Origin of the sequence: Pseudovibrio sp. POLY-S9 (assembly GCF_001431305.1) — a bacterium.
GTDB lineage: Bacteria > Pseudomonadota > Alphaproteobacteria > Rhizobiales > Stappiaceae > Pseudovibrio.
On sequence record NZ_LCWX01000243.1, the window covers coordinates 209,297 to 227,175 of the forward strand.

The following is a 17,879-nucleotide window of genomic DNA, read 5'->3' on the forward strand; positions in this document are numbered from 1 at the left end:
CGCAGTCGGTATGTCCGGCAAGGGCATATTCTCATGCGTTCTCGTGGTGAAACTGTTGCGTGTTTTTCTGATGATGAACTTCTCGCTGTTGCTTATCTGTGGCCGCATGAAGACGGAAGCCGTGAGTTTTGCCTTGCAATCAAGCAAGACGCGAAGGTTCACATGCTGGAGCTCTGCCGTTTCGCCCACTTAACCTTTGCCCAAATGCTTGATGCTGAAGCCAACGTGATGACCTTTGTACGTCCTGGTCATCGACCTGGTGAACGGATGGCGAGATTGGTGGGTTTTAAACCCGATCCTGATCATCCAGGCAAGTGGAAGCTGGAGCGCTGAATGTCAAAACTTTTTGGTGGCGGGAGCAATAAAGAAGCCTCGCGACAGGCTGAACGAACACGGCAGGCTAACCGTATTTCGAATGAACGTCAGCTCAATCAATCTAACAGTGGGGAGGAGCGATTGAAACTCAACCGTCGAAAACCTCGGGGACGTCGGTTGTTTGAAGATGTCGGCAGTGGTGGCAAGGCAGATAAGCTTTAGGAGCTCGTGATGAACGTCGATTTAGCTAAGGTGAAACGGCGTTCTGATGACGCTTGGGGCAAGAGAGCTCCTTGGACACGTCTCTATCAGGACGCCTATGACTATTGTATTCCCATGCGAAGACCTGGTGGTAATGGCAACGCGGCCCAAACTCCCGATCGTCTCTTTGATATGACCGCGCCAGCCTCGGCGATGGCATTTGCTGGTAATCTGCAGCGAGATCTATTCCCTTCTGGTCAGGAGAATTTTGAACTAGAGGCTGGTCCGCTGGCGGCTATGGCGCTGGATGAGAAGGATGTGAAAACCTACAATCGCCATTTGGCAAAAACATCCAAGCTTATTCATCCGTTCTTTCTGAATGGGGATTGGGACACTGCTGTACATGAGGCGTGTATTGATTTGGCAGCAGGATCCGGCGCGCTCATTCCGTTGAAGGGTGATCAGCACAATCCAGTGTTCTATGCGAGCATTCCGTTTGATCAATTGGCTGTTGGATGTGATGCGTGGGGCCGTGTCAACTTTGTATCTTGGAAGCAGACGTTCACTTATGAGCAACTGCGAGACGCCTTTAAAGATGGCAAGTTTCCAGAGAATATCAAAAGCAAAGTGCGCTCGCATCCAAACAGTGAAGTTGAAGTACGGCAAGATTTTTTTCAGGACGCTCGCGGTCGTTCAGCCGGCTGGCACATGGTTGTTTACGTTCAGGAGTGTTCGACACCCATCAAGCATGAACATTATCGTACACAGCCCATTGCTATCCCACGCTACTACCGTGTGCCTGGAGAAGCTTACGGGCGCGGTGTTATTCTCACGGCGCTTCCATCAATCAAAACTGTCAATAAAGCTCAGGAGCTGGCGCTTAAATCGGCTGCTATTTCCATGCTCGGGATCTGGGGTTATCGCGCGGGTGGCACGTTTAATCCAGACACTTCACGCCTTGCGCCTGGGGAGTTTTGGGCGATGCAGTCCACCGGCGGTATGCTTGGTCCTGACATTCAGCGACTGGATGCAGGCGGACGGCTTGACATTGGAAACATGATCATTGGCAACCTGCAGGGTCAGATCCGCGATGCAATGTTTGATACGCGGCTACCTGAATACAATGGTACTCCAAAGGCAGCTAGTGAGATCACTGCGCGAATGCGACAGAAAGCTGATGTTCACATTGGCGCATTTGGCCGTTTGGTTCGGGAAATCATGCCCGTAATTGTGCCGCGTACGACAGAGATCTTGTTTGATGCGGGTGTTTTGACACAAGTCACTCCACGCATTGATGAGTTACTGCTCTCCATCAAGGTTAAGTCGCCTATGGCGGCGGCTTTGAATGCGGATCGTCTGGCTTCGATCGCAAACTATCTTGAGTTTGTTGGAGCTATCGCCGGACCTGAGCAAACTGAAATGTATGCGCATATCGACAAGATCATGGAAAAAGTCGGCGATGGAATGCAAATCGATAAAGACCTCATCCCTACAGAGGCTGAACGTGGTGAAATTGAAAAGAAAATCAATGAGCGCAAAACAGCGCAAATTATAGAGCTCTTTAGTCAACGTATGGCTGAGAAAGGGCCGGACATGGTCGCAAATGCTGTGCAGCAGGAGGCGGCATGAGTGGAGCTCAATTTGCAGAACCTAGGAGTTCGCAACCGCTTGACCTTATTGCTCAGCAAGCAAGCGACAATGGGTGGGAAGGGCTAGAGACACTTCTAGCTCCCGTGCTCGGAGCGAAGGATTTCCGCCCTGATCAAATTGTTGCAAGGCACATGGCTCGAATTTTTGAAGATCCACGGGGCAAAGAGATCCTTGAGTGGATCTTAGATGTGTCTATTCGCCTCCCGTACAAGGTACAGGGCAGAACCCTTGAGGAAACTGCACTCAACGCAGCTCGACGGGAGGGCATAAACAGTCTTGCAGAAGTCATCTTAACTGCAATTGCCGAGGGCAAGAAACTTACTGAAGAAGGGAAAACCTAGAATGCGTTTGAAGAATTTTGGATTGTATTATTTCGCGGTGATGAATGCTGAAGGTGGTTCTGGTTCTGGCGGTGAGGGCGATCCTCCCGGTGGTGCAGGCGATCCTCCCGGTGGTGCAGGTGATCCTCCCGGTGGTGCAGGTGATCCTCCCGGTGGTGCAGGTGATCCTCCCGGTGGTGCGGGTGATCCTCCAGGTGGTGCCGATCCGCTTGAAGGTCTTCCAGATAATCTGCGAGGTGAAAGCGACGCGGATACGATTAAGAACCTGGCTGATGCAATGCAGGGATATCACAAGCGTGACAGTGATAACGGGGTTCCGGATGAGGTCACAGCGTATAGTCAGTTTGGGGAGGGCGTCCCTGATAATATACGCGATAGCCTTGGTGAACTTGCTGAAGATCCGGTATTCCAGCGGGCAGCTGAGAAAGCAAAGGATCTCGGTATTGGCGTAAGTGCAATGCAGGGGTTGACGACTGCGCTCTTTGAAGCTGCGGCAGATGCTGGGATGCTTGAACCGCCAATAGATGCTGAGGCTGAGCGTCAGGCATTGGTGCCTGAGACTGCTGCACATCTGCCTGCTGCGGAGCAAAAGCAAGCCATTGAGCTGCGTATGAACGAGAACTTTGCTTTCGTTGATCAGATGGTTGCGCGTGATAGTGGCGGGCTTGAAAAGGATACTGCTGAGTTCGCCAAGACCATGTTGGGTGATAGTGCTCATGGACACAAGTTCATAGAGTTTATGCGCTCGCTGACTGCTGGTGGATCTGGCCCCACAGATAATCCAGGGCAGGGTGGTGCTGGGCTTTCAGCCGAAGAGCTGCAACGCCGTGCTGCATTACCGGAAAACACGCCAAATCATCGGGAGTTTAAAAAATCCAGCTACGATAGCTTGATGGCAGATTTTCAAAAATTCCACGGTGAGAAGTAGTCTCATTTAACGGTGCCTGCCTGGCTTCAGAATTACATCTGCAAACCGGGCGGGAGCGACCTGGAGTGCTTGTTGGTTATCCTTTACAGGACGCATTGATGAACACTCTAGCTAATCGGCCCTCCGCGAGATCCATCAATTCATTCGGAAGGTCAGCTTATGGGTACTCAAGCTCCAAATTGGTACAAGGAAAAAATTCGCGCAGATGTAATCAACCGCAACAAAGTGCGCGGTGGTTTGCTGGATGACACCATGACGCGCGGTGATGGTGGTGCTGGAGAGGTTAAGTATCCAGTCTTCAGTGGAAGTGTGAATGTTTACGAGCTGTCTGGGTCTATCCAGAAAATCAAAGCAAGCAATGCAAACTTGCAAATGATCCCAGTAGCAGTTCGTGATTTTGAAGCAGCAGCATGGATGCGTGTACAAGATGCGCGAAAGCAGGGAGCAAACGAACAGTCTGCAGTGGGTCGGCAGTTGTCGGATGCCATTCGCTTCAAGCGGGATGAGCTGAAACTTGAGGCGCTCTATAAATTTTCAGAGGCCACTTCCGAACTCCTTGATGGACCTACAAAAGTTCAGACCATTGGTGATGGGACTACTGTCATTGATTTGCCGGATGTGTTGGAGGCTGGCAGCGGGATTGCTGGAACTGGCTCGGACGAAGACATTTTCTTCCCTCTTCCTGAAACATGGATGAACCAACTTTGCCTTTACAAAGAATTTGCAAATGCAGATTGGACCGGCGGTGACTTACCGTTCGCCAGTATGACACGTGTGAAGAAAAAGACTTGGCAGGGCATCCACTTCTTTACTCTGCCGAACAAGTACTTTTTCTTTGGTACTGGCAAATTCCGTGAAGGCGAAAACAAAGCGTTCGATGAGGCAGGCTATTTGGATACCTTCATGTGGACCAAGGACGCCATGGGTGCTGAAGCTGAATGGGATCAGGAAAATATGAGCCTGAGTTCCCATGAAGAGTTTGAGGGCACACCTATGCTTGGAAAGGTGGGCTTGTCTGGGAATGCGGTTGGTCTGCTGCCAGAAGGTGTGAAGCGCTTGCGTTTTAAAGCTCAGAACCGCGTGGTGCGTCCCGCCGCCGCTTAAGAACTGATTGCATCTGGCGGCGCGGGTGTCAGGTGTCACCTCTCTCAACTTAGGAAAAACTTATGGCTCATAGCAAAAAGGCTCTGTCGCGTTATGCGACTTCTGACAATGGCGGTACTGATCAAACCAGTTTCTTCGTATACGCGACCAAAGACACGGCTGCAGAAGTGCTCACAGACGGATATTTCGATCAAAGTCGTACAAGTCTAAGCAAAAACGATGTGATCCAAGTTGTGGCTCACAAAGCTTCAGCGGATCCAGAATACCTCGTGCTGATAGTGAGAGATGTGCCTGATAGTGGGAATATCGTCACTTCAGCCGAAACCGGCGCGAACGGTAGTTAAACCCAAGAATTTCAGAAGCAGGCCGGTGTATTCGCCGGCCTTTTTTTATAGGCCAAAAACATGGTTGAACCTGTAATTGACAAAACTGCGATTGTGAATTGGGCGCTAACAGAAATCGGAGTGGGTGCTCAATTTTCACTTGATGATGATAGTGATCTTTCCGTTCAGGTGCGCAACACCTGGCAACGTTGCGTAGAGCATTGCTTCTCACTTACCAATTGGTCGTTTGCGCGGCGAACTTTCAAACTCTCACGATTGGCTGACACGCCCAACAATGGTTGGGGCTATGGCTTCTTGCTCCCTGGTGACAAGAATGGACCTCCGCTAAGGGTTCTTTCTCAAGCTGGCGCAAAGCCCCGGACGCTTCGTTCCTATGATATTGAGGGGCGGGCAGTCTTTGCAGACATTCCGGAGGTTTGGGCACTGTGCAAGATACACCTCAAGCCTGATGAATGGGATCCGGCCTTCAGATCTGGGTTTGTTGTTGCTCTTAGTGGGTTTCTGGCTGTTCCGGTCAAGCAAGACAAAAATCTAGCTAAGGAGTTCTTGGAGCGCGCCTTTGGAACCAAATCTGAAAAAGGTGGTGGCGGTGTGCTTGGCAGACTGGCAGACCAGGACGCTGCATCTGCGCCGACTGGTCAGGGGTTCTTGGATGAAGATCCGTTGACCGAGGCTCATAGTGGCGTTTCGAGCGCCTCGCATTGGCATGGGAGGTACTGATGGTTGCACAACCAGGTGATCTCAAGAGCTCCTGCAATGCTGGCGAGTTTTCTGAAGATCTTTATGGGCGGGTAGATATCAAGCAATACTACGCTGCCGCAAAACGCATGCGAAATGTGGAACCTGTGCCACAGTCTGGTTTTAGGCTGATGCCTGGTTCTGCTCTTGTTGGTGCAGGGCGATCTCGGAAAGTGGCCCAAGGCACACTCAAAGTCTCACCGAACCTTTCCTATACCTTGTTTGTTTCTGCTGGTTGGGCAGATATCTACCGCAATGACCGGATGAAGGTTGCGAGTGTGAAGCTGCCGGACATTACAGCTGAAATGATCGCGGAATTGCGTTTCTACGGTGAAGCTAACACCTTCGGCATTTTCCATCAGGATCTGCGATCGAAGCGTTTGTTTCGGAACGCGTATGACGATACGAGTTGGATCGTTTCTGATTGGCCTTATGATAAACTCCCTGAGGTGGATCTTGGTGGGAACTACGAAAAGACCATTGATGAATGGGAACTTGGAGTTCGGTGGTCTGACACTGCTAATGACATAGTATTGCAGATCTCGGTGGACGGCGAAATCACCAAATCAATCGAGCTCAATGCAGATCCAGGTGGTAATCCAAATTGGTCGGTGTTTGCTGCACAGATGCAAACAGAATTGCGACTGCTGCCTAGTCTTGGCGATGGTGTCACCTTCAAGGCCAGCGGTGGAAGTAGTGGTTATAAGAGGTTTCAGGTTAAGTTTGGGGGAGATCTTGCTGGTGTTGAATACCAGGTGAATGCGCAAATTGTTAATACGGCTGATGCTTCGGTATTGACTTACCATTTGGAGGTTGGTGAGACAAAAGGTGAGCCTCTGGTGAGTTCGTCTCGTGGTTGGTTTGCTGGTATGGATTTGTACCAGGATCGTGCGATTTACATAGCGCCAAAAGCCAAAGCTGCGGCTATCGCATGGAGCCAGACAGGTGAATACTTTGATCTAAACATTAAATCTCAGTCGCCAAGTGCTGCGCGCCTTGAGGCTTTGCGAACAAAAACGTCTGAACGGGTCTGGCAGATCTATGAGGGTGAGTATCTTCTCGCCTTTACTGATCAAGCTGAGTGGTTTGTGTCGAACCGAACCATCAAGAGAGACGAGGCGGTTAACTGGGTACGTGCTTCGAACAATGGCGTGACGCCCAATGTTCCTGTTGCTGAGATGGAAGGGCGGATCTACTACGTTTCGGGTGGCAATGATGAAGATCCCGAGCAAGAAAACCTGGAGCAAGGCCAGACCTTGTATAGTGCTGGTTATGATGACGTCTCGACCAAGTACAACTCAGATCCTGAAAGCTTGCTTGCATCGCATTTGGTAGACGGTATTTGCGGATCCGCCCTGCAAAAGAAAGTTCGCAAGAACAATGCTGCTCGTTGGTGGCTTCATGACAAACAGGGACGTTTGGTCTGTGCACTGGTTATCCGCAACCAGGACATTATGGCGATGTGTCAATGGGAAGTTGCCGAACGGGGGCAGGTTGTTGGCTTGTCTGTTGATGGGCAGAACCAAGTTTGGGTAACCGTTGATCGCGGTGGGACAGTCACACACGAAGTTTTTGAGGAGATGGAGAGGAACCTTTTGCAAGGGGCTGTACGTGGTTCCACAAATAATCTTGGGGTGTTCTCAGGCTTGAATGTTTGGGAGGGCAAACAGGTCTGGGCGCGTGCTGACGGATTTATTCTTGGTCCGTTTACAGTGGATGGTGGGAAGATTGATCTGGGGGACGTTTATCAGCAAGTGGTTGCTGGCCTATGGCAAGCTCCAATGTTTGAAAGCTTGCCTTCTGTAAAGGTGCTGCCGGGTGATCAAATCCTGCGCCGGCCTGGGCGGATCCACACTGTGAATGTCTCTGTCATCAAGACCGAGAGCGTTGCAGTTGGTGCAAACAAGTCTGCTGCGAAGAACCAAAGTTTGCTTCTAGCAAGCGATCCTGCAGACCAGCCCATGCCGCCTAAGACTAAACAGGTGGTTGTGGCCGGTATGATGGGAGCAGTGGTTGATACCACTTTGGTGATTACACAGCTTCGTCCAGGCATGTTGCGGGTACGCGACTATGTGACTGAGGCAGCGCTTTAAGGATTGAAACATGGCGATGTTGATTGGAACGCTCATGTCCACAGTTGCAGGCACTGCTGCAACGACTGCTACAGCGGGAGCGGCAGCGGCGGGGGCAGCTGTTTCCGGTATAAGCTTACCCGGCATTCTTCAGGGGGTGACTGGTATTTTGGGTATCATGAGCTCGCTTAATGCCAGTGAACAGGAAGCAGATATGTTTGAGGCTCAGGCGATTGATGCGGAGGCTCAAAAGCCTCTTGAGACATTGAATGGTATCGAGCGGCGAACTTCGATTAAGCAAGATCTATTGCAATCTGTTGGTGAGCAAGATGCTGCGTTTGCGGCCTCGGGCGTTGACCTTTCTTTTGGTACTCCCAGTGAGGCACGCAAGGACGCCTTTGCTGATGCAGACCGTGCGCTCACAGCTGATAATGCAACGCAGTCATCGAACACACTACGGTTAGATGAGAAGGCTAAGAACTATAAGTTGCGTGCGCGTCGTGCCCGATCAGCTGGCGTCATGAGCGCACTCACGTCCGGCGTTGGCGTGATCAGCTCTATAGCTCAAAGGGGGTAACTATGTCGAACCGTAGAAAATCTCCAGTGTCTTACCGAAAGTTCCAAGCGGCCCCACATCAGCGTGGGCTTTTGGCTGTTGCGCGTTCTGGTGGCGACCTGGAGCGAAAAGTAGCTGCTGGTTTTGCTCGCCTTTCTGAGCAGTTCGGCGGGCAGGCTGACAGGGCAGCTGAGCTGGACGGTCGCCGCCAGGGCCGCATGGATGCAGTTGCGGCTGCACCGAAACTGGATTACTCGGGCTCCGGATCCAAACCACCTGCAGGTATTCGAGTTTCAACTCAGGACTCGAATGATAGTGCTGCCAAGGCCCGAGATTACTTGATTTCAAAGCATGGCCTGAAGTCGTTCCAGGCATCGGCTATTGCCGGTCATGGTATGCAGGAGTCGGCGTTTAACACTCAGGCAGTTGGTGACAACGGGACAGCCTTTGGTGTTTTTCAATGGCGTGGTGATCGTGCCGCAAACCTGCGAGCCTTTGCAAAGAAAGGTGGGCGCGACTGGCAGGATATGGAAACGCAGCTTGATTTTATGATGACCGAGCTACAGGGGAGTGAAGGGCGCGCCTGGCAAGGTCTTCAAAACGCGAGCAACCTGCAGGATGCAGTGACAGCGTTCATGCACTATGAGCGTCCCCAAGGATACACGGTTGCTAATCCATCTGCTGGGCATGGTTACAAAAACCGTCTGGCTTATGCGCAAGGGCTCGTTGGTGGAGGTGGTGCGTCAACACCGTCCGCTGCTTCTGTTGGCCCTGTAAGAGCAACCCCCGTTGATGCTGGCGCGCCAGTGCGTGTCGCTTCAGCTGGTGGTTTCCGTCCTACAGGTTCCGACACTATCCGAGGCCGCGCTTATGATGTGGCCGGCACGCGGACCTATCTTGAGCAACTGGATGCAACGCTGCGCCAGGAACAAGAGCGGGTCTACGAGGCATACAAAGATGATCCTGCGATGCTTCAAAAAGCTATGGGTGAACTAAAGACGGCTCATATGCGCGAGCACATCTTTGATGAGATTGCGCCGGAGTACTCAGCAGCGTTTGATAGCGGTGCGGTTGGCTACATCAGCAAAGCCAATAAACGGGCAGAAACCCGCCAGCTTGAAACTGATCAGGCGGATTTCTTGAGCCGGACTGAGCAACTGGAAGAGCAAAAATCCCGCACTGTTGCTGGTATGGATCCAGATAACACCGAAGAAGCTTTGGTTGCCCTTGAGGATCAACAGCAGTCCATTGAGGCTCACTATGAGAGTGCTGTTGTCCGCAACTTGATGACACCTGCAAAAGCGGCAGAAGCGAAATCAGCCAGTCGCAGCCGGATGATGGTGGGGTTCTATGGTCGTCAAATGGAAGGTAAGAGCTCGTCCGAGCTCGACCAGATGAAAGAAGATCTGCGTGAGGATTACGCCGCTGGCAAACTCAAGGGTCTTGATGGTGACGGGTTCAACGTGCTCATAGGGGAGTTGAAAGCCCGCAGTAAGGCGAAGGAAATCGAAGACAAGAAAGCTGATAGTGGTCTGCAGAAGAGATCAGATGAGCTTGTTTTTCGTATGAGCCGTGGTGAAACTGTTGCTGAAGATGAGATTGCGCGGTTTAAGCTGGATGCAGAGACAGCTCCCAAAGGTGAGAAGATTTCGCAATCTACATTTGCTCGTATGCGCGTTGCTAATGCCATTCGTTCCAGGGCAATCTCAGAGGTTGAAAGTGATCTTGAAGAGATCCTGAAAGGAGATGGATCTGCAACGCCTTTAGCAGAAGATATCGCGTTTTCGCGTGAGCTCATTGCTTTGCATCGTAAGGAGTTGGTTGTGGATCCGATCGGTGTTGCTGAGCGGTTTGGGATTATTCCTGTTGCAGCCTCGCTGCCCGTGGGCGTTGATGCGAGCATGGAAGGGGTAAAGATTGCTTTTGAAGATCGCATTGATGAAGCAAAACTAGTTGCTGAGCATTTTGGTGTTCAGCCTCGTTACATTCGACCAGGTGAGGCTGCGCAGATCCTGGCGCAACTTGATGAGGATCCAGCTGCAGGGCTTGATATTGCCGGCGGGCTTGTTGAAGCCGCTGGAGTAGATGCTCCGAAGTTGTTGCGTGAGCTTGGCAAGGAGGCGCGCCCTATTGCTCAAGCCGGTGCTATCATGGCTGTATCTGGAAACTCTCAAGCTGCTATGGATGCGATCATTGGAAGCCGTAAAGGCGATGACGGCAAGATGCGCAAAGCCCCTCCAGAAGATACCATGAGAACGCAAGCTGCAACTATGTTTGGATCTGCATTGACCTTGCATCCAGTAGAGGCATTCCGATTGTCTGATACCGCTGCAAATATTGCCCGTGTGCGTCTGGAAGCGTTCAACATCGATCCAAAATCAGATGATGCTTTGCCTGTGTTCCAACAGGCTTTGCATGAAGCAGCTGGTGGTACTTTTGAAAACGGCCTGCAGTATGGGGGATTTGCCAACTACGATCCCGGCCTGTTCTGGTCTGAGCGCCGAGTGCTTGTTCCGCCTTCAATCCGCGCTGACAAACTACAGGATGTGATTTCTGCGATCACTGATAAAGATCTTGAAGCTCTTGAAGTGAAACCAGTTGATGGCGATGGGCGTCCTTATTCAGCAGCTGAGCTGAAAGGAGCAATGCTTGTAGCGACAGAAGGTGGGTTCCGCTTTGCTGCAGGTGATCCGGAGAGTGATCAACCGCGTTGGTATCGTGGTAGTGACGGACGTCCGTTTGTGTTGGATGTTGAAGCCTTGCCGCAGCTGCAGTTGCGTGTGCCTGCAGCTTTCAAGGAGTAAGCTAAATGCAATTGTTCCTTTCAAAAGCCAAGGGGCGTTTTGATGAAAGTTTCGTTCGGGCTGCTCCTCGCTCTCTGGCTGAGTATCGCGACTATGCAAATGAACGTTTTCAAGCGAAAGACGAGCATTATTCGCAAGTTTATCAGGCTGCAGACGATGCTCAGACACTTACTCAGAATGCGACAAACGCAGCAGAGCGCAAGCGGCGAGCCTATAAGAACCGTATTGAGGCAGTCAAAGAGGCGACCGGAGTTGAGCTGGAAGATCCCAGTGATGTTGGGCGGTATGCAACCCTAAAGGAGTTGCAAGCACGCCTTCCAGGCGAAGGGATCTATGATACCCGAAAACGCTTGTTTCAGGAGCGGTTGGTTGATCTGGAAGAGCAGTTTCCAGACAAGGCCGACCAGATCCGGTCTGATTATGCAATGGATGAAGAAGCGGCGCAGATTGGTCGGGATGTAGTCGCACAGCAAGAGCAGCTAGACCGTAATGGTGATGGTTCTTTGTCTGAAGGTGTCATTGGGTTTCTTGGAAGCTCTAAGGGATATCTGCGAGATCCTTTTCAAGCTGGAACAATGTTTGTTGGTGGCCCGACTGGACAAGCTGCAAAAACAGTTGGGGGCAGGATCCTTTATAGCGTCCTTGCGAACGCCGGTATCAATGCTGGTGTCGAAGCGGCTTTGCAGCCTCTTGCTCAGGCGGGGCGTGCAGAGGCCGGGTTGCAGTCTGGGTTCGCAGAAGGGGCAGAGCACGTGGCGTTTGCTGCAGCACTCGGTGGTGTCTTTGGTGGGGTGTTTGGTGGGGGTGCTGAAATCTTTCGCGCGATGAGGAACTCTAGCCCTGCGGTGCGTCGTGCTGCGCAGCGTGCAACGTCCGGAGATCCGCAACCTGGTGATCTGGATGAGCTTGCGGAGGCAGCAGGTGTCGATGTTGAAGCAGCTGATAGCCGTGCGTTTGATGCTGCAATGGAGGCTGCCGATGATGAGCGTGCGGCTTTTGATGGCGCGCCTGCAGGGGTGGCTCCAAATGAGCAGGGGCGCCTTGCTGATGATGCCCTGCGTAGCGCAGTAGGCGAGGGAGAACCCGTTGCCGGTTCTGTTCTGGCTCCAGAACGAGCTCCAGACCTGGATCAAGTTCTGTTGGAAGTAAAAGGTACTCCCAAACAGGGGGCAGTTCGCCTTGCTGATAAGCCGGTTTCTTTCGAACAAATGGATCCTGCTACGCTAGCGACTGATGCAGCGGCGTATCAATACAAAGGTGGCGGCGATGCTGAAGGGGTTACTGATCGACTTCGGGATGTGAAGACATGGGATCCTACCGCAAGTGGAAAGATCTTCGTTCATGAGCGGGCGAATGGTCAAAGATTTGTGGCTGATGGCCATCAACGGTTAGGACTTGCCAAGCGTCTGCAATCAGATGGTGCAGAAGGTGTCGCCCTTGATGGATATGTTTATCGTGAAACTGACGGGTGGACCGTCCAGGACGTTCGAGCTCTTGCTGCAAAGAAGAACATGCAGGAAGGATCTGGAACGCCAATAGATGCTGCGCGGATCCTTCGTGATCGTCCTGATTTGCTAGATGGGTCTTTGCCGGTTTCCGGGCCGATGATGCGTAAGGCAATCGGACTTGCTCGACTTTCTGATGATGCATGGGGGCAGGTCGTCAATGGAGTTGTGGCAGAAAATCATGCATCTCTTGTTGGAGAGCTGGTAGCAGATCCTGCCTTACACTCCAGTGTTCTGCAAGATGTAGCGATGTTTAAGCCGGAAACTGACCGCCAGGCACGTCTGCTCATTGGTGAAAGTCTAGCTTCTGGGCGAACGGTAGAGCTGCAGAACGATATGTTTGGGTCATTCCAAATGGAGCGAACCTTGATGGCGGAGCGTGTCAAGGTGCTTGATGCAGCATTGAAGGCACTGAAGAGCGATAGCAAGCTGTTTGGTGTTCTTGCCGATAATGCAGACATTATCGAAGCGGCGGGCAATCAGCTGGATAGCCTGGGGAACAAGGCTAAGGCAGTAAACGCTGAGATGATTACGGAGCTGTTGGACAGGATGGCTCGCAGTCGGGGGCCTGTCTCAGATGCGTTAACTGAGGCTGCACGTGTTGTTGCTGACGGAGGTAAGCCTGGCAAACCGGCTCGTGAGTTTGTCTCTCAGGTTCGCGATATGATTGAGCAGGGTGGTTTAAGCCGACTGTTGGATCCGCCGCAGCCAGAGCTTAAACCGGCAACAAGCGTTGAACCTGGAAGTCCAGAGGCAGCAAAGGTTGCCGAGGATCTGGAACCGTCTCTCGCTGAGCTGGAAGAGGCTAGGCAGGGTTCAATGTGGGACATGCTTCCGGATGGTCTTGACGAAGATGGGAATGCACGTTTCACTCGCGTTGATGATCTGGATGCGCGCGCTGATAGAGATGAACTTGCTGCTGATCTCGTAGCTTCCTGTAAGGATTAGAATTATGCCTTTTAAAGAATGTCTTATTTCTGCGGTGGATCAAGGTGTGATCTCACGGGAAGAAGCGCAGCACCTATCAGACGAGTTTGATACACGGTTTGCAGAAGCGCGATTGGCCTTGGGGGATGACCAGGCTAGTCAAGCAGCGCGTGAGGCTCTTGAGAAAGAGTTGCGCATGCAGGCTATTGAGAAGAAACGCCGCGCTAGATTGTCAGAAAGTGCCCGCCAGCGATTGAAGCAGGATCTGCAGGGCTATCGGAACAAGAAAGGTGAAAGGGACGTCTATGAAGCTGCTATGGGCGTTCTGAGCCATTATGGTTATCGCGGGTACTCCTCTATCCGAGGTCGAAGTGAAGCCATAGTGATGCTGGTTCAAGGGCAGCTTAATGACGCGATGTGGCATTTCCGCAGATCTACGTTGACAGGTGTCCGGAAAAACCGTGCTGATGCCGAGGATCTGGTTAGAGATCTGCACGGGGAGACAAGTGGTAATGAAGTTGCCGCAGGATTGGCCCAAGGGATCTCAGAAGTCTTTGAGGTTTTACGTCAACGGTTCAATGCTGCAGGTGGCTCCATAGCCAAGCTAGATGGTTTTGGTATGCCTCATATTCACGATGGGCTGAAGATCCGGAAAGCAGGGGCAACTACGATTGAGGCTAAAGCAACGTGGATGAAGCGTGCGAAAGAAGCTTTTGATTTTGATAGGTCCATCAATCCGCTCACTGGCGAGCCGATCGGAGATGCGGGAGCGGATCGTTTTCTTGATCGCATGTTTGACCAGGTGACAACCGATGGTTGGGCGCACATGTCTCCAAGCATGAAGGTGAAGGGTAACGGTGTGCTTGCCAGTCAAAGGCAAGATCACCGGATCCTGGTTGCGAAGTCGGCGAGTGCCTGGAAGGCATATAATGATGAGTTCGGGTCTGGAGATGTGATCCAAACCATTTTCGAACATATCAACTCTATGGCAAAAGATATTGCCGCCATGGAGCAGTTGGGGCCTAACCCTAATGCCATGATGGAATGGATCGTTCAGAATGTGCGTCATGAAATTGCCAAGAGTGATGTGGGGCAACCGTCCTTAGCCAAAGAGGCATCCAGTCTTGGACGTTGGGCGCGTGGCACCTCTCCGGGATCTTATGCAGATTGGCGTTTGCGTGGGCTCTATGCTCACTTGAGAGGGCGTCCAGTGACTGCCTCAGGCATTGCTAATGCCACAGCAAATGTAAAAAACATTCTCAATTCATCTCTGCTTGGAAGTGCTGCAATCACTGCAGCAGCTACAGATCCATTTGTTGAACGCATGGCAAAGAAGCTCGCCGGTCTTCCTGCAATGGATATGGTTGGCGGCCTGCTGAAGAACATCAGTTCCAAGAGCCGACGAGAGATTATGCGTGATGGCGCAATCTGGGATGAGTATCTCCACATTATGGATGGTGAAGCTCGTTTTGCGGGTTTGGTGTTGGGCTCAAACTGGTCGCAATATCTTGTTGATCGGTCGATGATGGCTTTTGGATTGAAGCCTTTAACGACTGGCCGGAAACTTGCCCATGCCCGTTCCTGGCATGCTGCACTTGCTGATGTAGCAGATAGTTCTTTTGAACAGCTCAATGAGCGACTTCGGGCCTCAATGGAAGGTTTTGGGATTACAGCTGATGACTGGAATGTCATGCGTGGATCTGTAGATGATGCCGGGTTCATAACGCCTTCTTCCATCTTGGAAACTCAGGGACGACTTAAGGATTTGGCCGATGGTGAGCGTGTGCCGCACAGGGGCGTTGCTGAAAAGTATGCTGAGCTCATCTCAAGCTGGACTGAACGCGCCGTTCCTTCTGGCACTCCCAATGCCAGATCATTCATTACAGGGACCGCAGAACGGGGCACGTTTCTTGGTGAGTTCGCTGATGCCGGCCTGCAGTTCAAAAGCTTTGGTTTATCACTTACAACATTGCAGCTGGAGGCAATGACCAGGCTTGGGGCTATCGACAGTTCAGGCCGGTTCTCTCCGCAAGCCTATTTTGCACAACTGGCGATCGGGTTAACAATCGGCGGAGCTATTGCAAATCAGATCATGAGCCTGATGGATGGTAAAGACTTGGAGGATATGAGCCTTAATAACAAGCAGTTTTGGTTGCGAGCTATGTTTAAAGGTGGTGGTTTTGGATTACTTGGTGACTTTGCTGGGGCAACAACAAACCGCTTTGGCGGTGGTGTTGCTGGAACGATGGTTGGTCCCTCCGTTAATTTCACTTCGGACCTGCTTGGCCTAACTGTTGGGAACGCCATGGAGGCTTTGAGAGGAGATAAAGCACGGGTTGGTCGTGAAGCCGTGAAGTTTGCAGGCAGATACACACCGGTAGCGTCGAGTTGGTGGGCAACGCGTGGTGCTTATCGCCGTTTGGTCTTGGATCAACTGCAATGGATGGTGGATCCGGAAGCGCATAGAAGCTTTCTGCAAACCCAACGCAATTTAGAGAAGCGCACTGGGCAGGAATATTGGTGGGAACCAGGTGTTGCTGAGCCAGCTCGCGCACCTGTCGTGGCTCCAGCGCCGGAGTAACCACTTAACCAGATCCTAGAGAGGGCATGATTGCTCCAATTGTATTGGAGATAGTCATGCCTCAGTTCACTCCTACACCACGTGAAACCAGGTGCACGGATGTGCTTGAATTCGATGGTGTAAGTAAGATATATGGCCCGTTTAACTTTGTAATATTTGACCACGCTGATGTCGTTATTGAAGTGCGTAGTGGCGCAAATCAGCCATGGACTACTGTTTCGGCAACGGTGCAATCTTCTCAAAGTTTTCCGAGTAAGTTTTCTATCGCGTTTGACCAAGTTTATCCAAACAAGCACCAATTTCGGGTGAGTGGGCAGCGGTTGCATGAACGCACTGTTGGTTTGAATAAAGGGTTAGGCCTTTCTTTAAGTGCTCTTGAAGATGAGCTCTCGAAAGTTGGACTGGTGTTACAAGAGCTTTTCCGAGAGGTTTGTTGTCTTAAGGAAAGGTCATTCTACCAGCCAGATGATGAGGTGCGCAATTCAGCACTCCCTCCCGCGGCTGAGCGAGCGGGAAGGGTATCTGGATTTAATCAAGAGGGAGACCCGGTAGCAGGGCCTGCTTTTGATGCAATTGAGAATGCGCAGGCGAATGCGGCAAGGGCTGAGAAGCTGGTTCAGGATGTGGCTGAAGGCACTGTACCCGACGGTGCTGTGACCGAAGTCAAGCTTGCGAAAGAGCTGGGCGAGAAGATTGCGGGACTGGATGCTCTCAAAGATAAAGCTGATAAGGAGGGTGTCGCTGGTCCCTTTGCTGCTCAATCATTTGATGGAAGCCTAAATCATACAACTGGCTACCAAACTATGGGGCCTTATAATGCGGAGTATGATGACGGGTCTTTGGCTCGTTCTTATTACGACGGTAAGAATGGCAGGGTACGCTGGTCTCGAAAATCTGGAGAAGACAATCATTCGCCACTCAAGTTTGAGTTGGGTGAAATTGATCTGACAGCTGACGACCCTATTTTCCTGAGCGGGCGCCCCCTCTTTGTGGCTAAGCCCTTGATTGTGGGGATTCCAACAGACTTTCCCGACTTACAAACTGCGTTAAATAAGCTTGGGAGATCTAAGCTGGTTGAGGGGCAAAGCATTACGCTGATGATTGAAGCTGGATATGTGATCAGTTCAGCGACGAAGAATTACGGAGGGGATTTTCGAGGCTTCGTTATTGCTTCAGAAGATGATGAAGTGCCTGTTTCATCGGCTTTAGGTGATGACGTGGATCTGTTCGTTGGTAAAGACGCATTTATGCCCCGCCTCGAATGCTTGATTGATGCAAATGGTAACGGTGGTCGCGGTATAATTCTTACGCAATCTCAGATGGTTGTTTCTGCGGGCTGCGGGATCAAGAGAGCCGGCTACACCGGCGCCTATGCAAATCTTGGAAGCCGGTTAGTTGCTGTTGACGCGGTCTTCACATACGCGGGATCTAACGGATCTACTGCATCAAGTGTCGATGCCACCGGTATTACTGTTCGTAGGGGATCGATTGGGATCGCGGCTGGAGCGGATGTGAGCTACTCAGAAAGATATGGCATTTCTTCGTCTATGGGATCGACGGTCTACTTTAATTCCGGGAAAGCAAAAGGGTGTAAACGGCACAATATTCGAGCAGAGGAAGCTTCATTCCTATCTTGCAATGATGCGTCTGCGCGAGATGCTGGGGCGTTTGCTGTGTATGCCTGGCGTGGTGCCGTTATCAACGCCAACGGAGTAGATGTGGCAAGGAATGCAGATGCGGTGACACAAAAAGGGATCTATGCAGCGGATGGCAGTTTGATTAATGCGCGGAGAGCACATTCGCGATACTGCAC

14 protein-coding genes are annotated in these 17,879 nt (G+C 51.5%); all 14 read left to right on the top strand.

What is annotated here, in order from left to right; genetic code table 11:
• Positions 1–333 (top strand): hypothetical protein (locus PPL9_RS32630; RefSeq protein ID WP_208989691.1); only part of this gene is annotated, 333 nt, incomplete at its 5' end.
• Positions 334–537, top strand: a complete 204-nt coding sequence (locus PPL9_RS28075) for a hypothetical protein (protein ID WP_057465805.1) — start codon at positions 334–336, stop codon at positions 535–537.
• Positions 538–546: 9 nt separating this feature from the next.
• Positions 547–2,145 (top strand): portal protein, encoded by a 1,599-nt coding sequence (locus PPL9_RS28080; protein ID WP_082597144.1) that lies wholly within the window; start codon positions 547–549, stop codon positions 2,143–2,145.
• The gene (locus PPL9_RS28085; protein ID WP_057465807.1) at positions 2,142–2,507 is read left to right on the top strand and encodes a hypothetical protein; all 366 of its coding nucleotides are present in this window, start codon (positions 2,142–2,144) and stop codon (positions 2,505–2,507) included. The genes PPL9_RS28080 and PPL9_RS28085 overlap by 4 nt, the downstream gene beginning before the upstream one ends.
• A 1-nt stretch (position 2,508) precedes the next feature.
• A complete protein-coding gene (locus PPL9_RS32875; RefSeq protein WP_057465808.1) occupies positions 2,509–3,435 on the top strand; it encodes a hypothetical protein in 927 nt (308 codons plus the stop codon).
• A gap of 159 nt (positions 3,436–3,594) precedes the next feature.
• Complete coding sequence (locus PPL9_RS28095; protein ID WP_057465809.1) at positions 3,595–4,539, top strand: phage capsid protein; 945 nt, start codon at positions 3,595–3,597, stop codon at positions 4,537–4,539.
• Positions 4,540–4,601: 62 nt separating this feature from the next.
• A complete protein-coding gene (locus tag PPL9_RS28100; protein WP_057465810.1) occupies positions 4,602–4,883 on the top strand; it encodes a hypothetical protein in 282 nt (93 codons plus the stop codon).
• 60 nt (positions 4,884–4,943) lie between these two features.
• Positions 4,944–5,603 carry a hypothetical protein gene (locus tag PPL9_RS28105; protein ID WP_057465811.1) on the top strand — a complete coding sequence of 220 codons (660 nt, stop codon included), beginning with the start codon at positions 4,944–4,946 and terminating at the stop codon, positions 5,601–5,603.
• A complete protein-coding gene (locus PPL9_RS28110; protein WP_057465812.1) occupies positions 5,603–7,714 on the top strand; it encodes a hypothetical protein in 2,112 nt (703 codons plus the stop codon). The genes PPL9_RS28105 and PPL9_RS28110 overlap by 1 nt, the downstream gene beginning before the upstream one ends.
• A 10-nt stretch (positions 7,715–7,724) precedes the next feature.
• On the top strand, positions 7,725–8,270 hold the full coding sequence (locus tag PPL9_RS28115) for a hypothetical protein (protein ID WP_057465813.1): 546 nt from the start codon (positions 7,725–7,727) through the stop codon (positions 8,268–8,270).
• A gap of 2 nt (positions 8,271–8,272) precedes the next feature.
• Positions 8,273–11,053, top strand: coding sequence for a phage tail tip lysozyme (locus tag PPL9_RS28120; protein ID WP_057465814.1), 2,781 nt, complete (start codon positions 8,273–8,275; stop codon positions 11,051–11,053).
• A 5-nt stretch (positions 11,054–11,058) separates the two neighbouring features.
• The gene (locus PPL9_RS28125) at positions 11,059–13,506 is read left to right on the top strand and encodes a hypothetical protein (RefSeq protein WP_057465815.1); all 2,448 of its coding nucleotides are present in this window, start codon (positions 11,059–11,061) and stop codon (positions 13,504–13,506) included.
• A 4-nt stretch (positions 13,507–13,510) separates the two neighbouring features.
• Positions 13,511–16,066 carry a hypothetical protein gene (locus PPL9_RS28130; RefSeq protein WP_057465816.1) on the top strand — a complete coding sequence of 852 codons (2,556 nt, stop codon included), beginning with the start codon at positions 13,511–13,513 and terminating at the stop codon, positions 16,064–16,066.
• Positions 16,067–16,122: 56 nt separating this feature from the next.
• A partial coding sequence (locus PPL9_RS28135) for a hypothetical protein (protein WP_057465817.1) occupies positions 16,123–17,879 on the top strand: 1,757 nt, incomplete at its 3' end.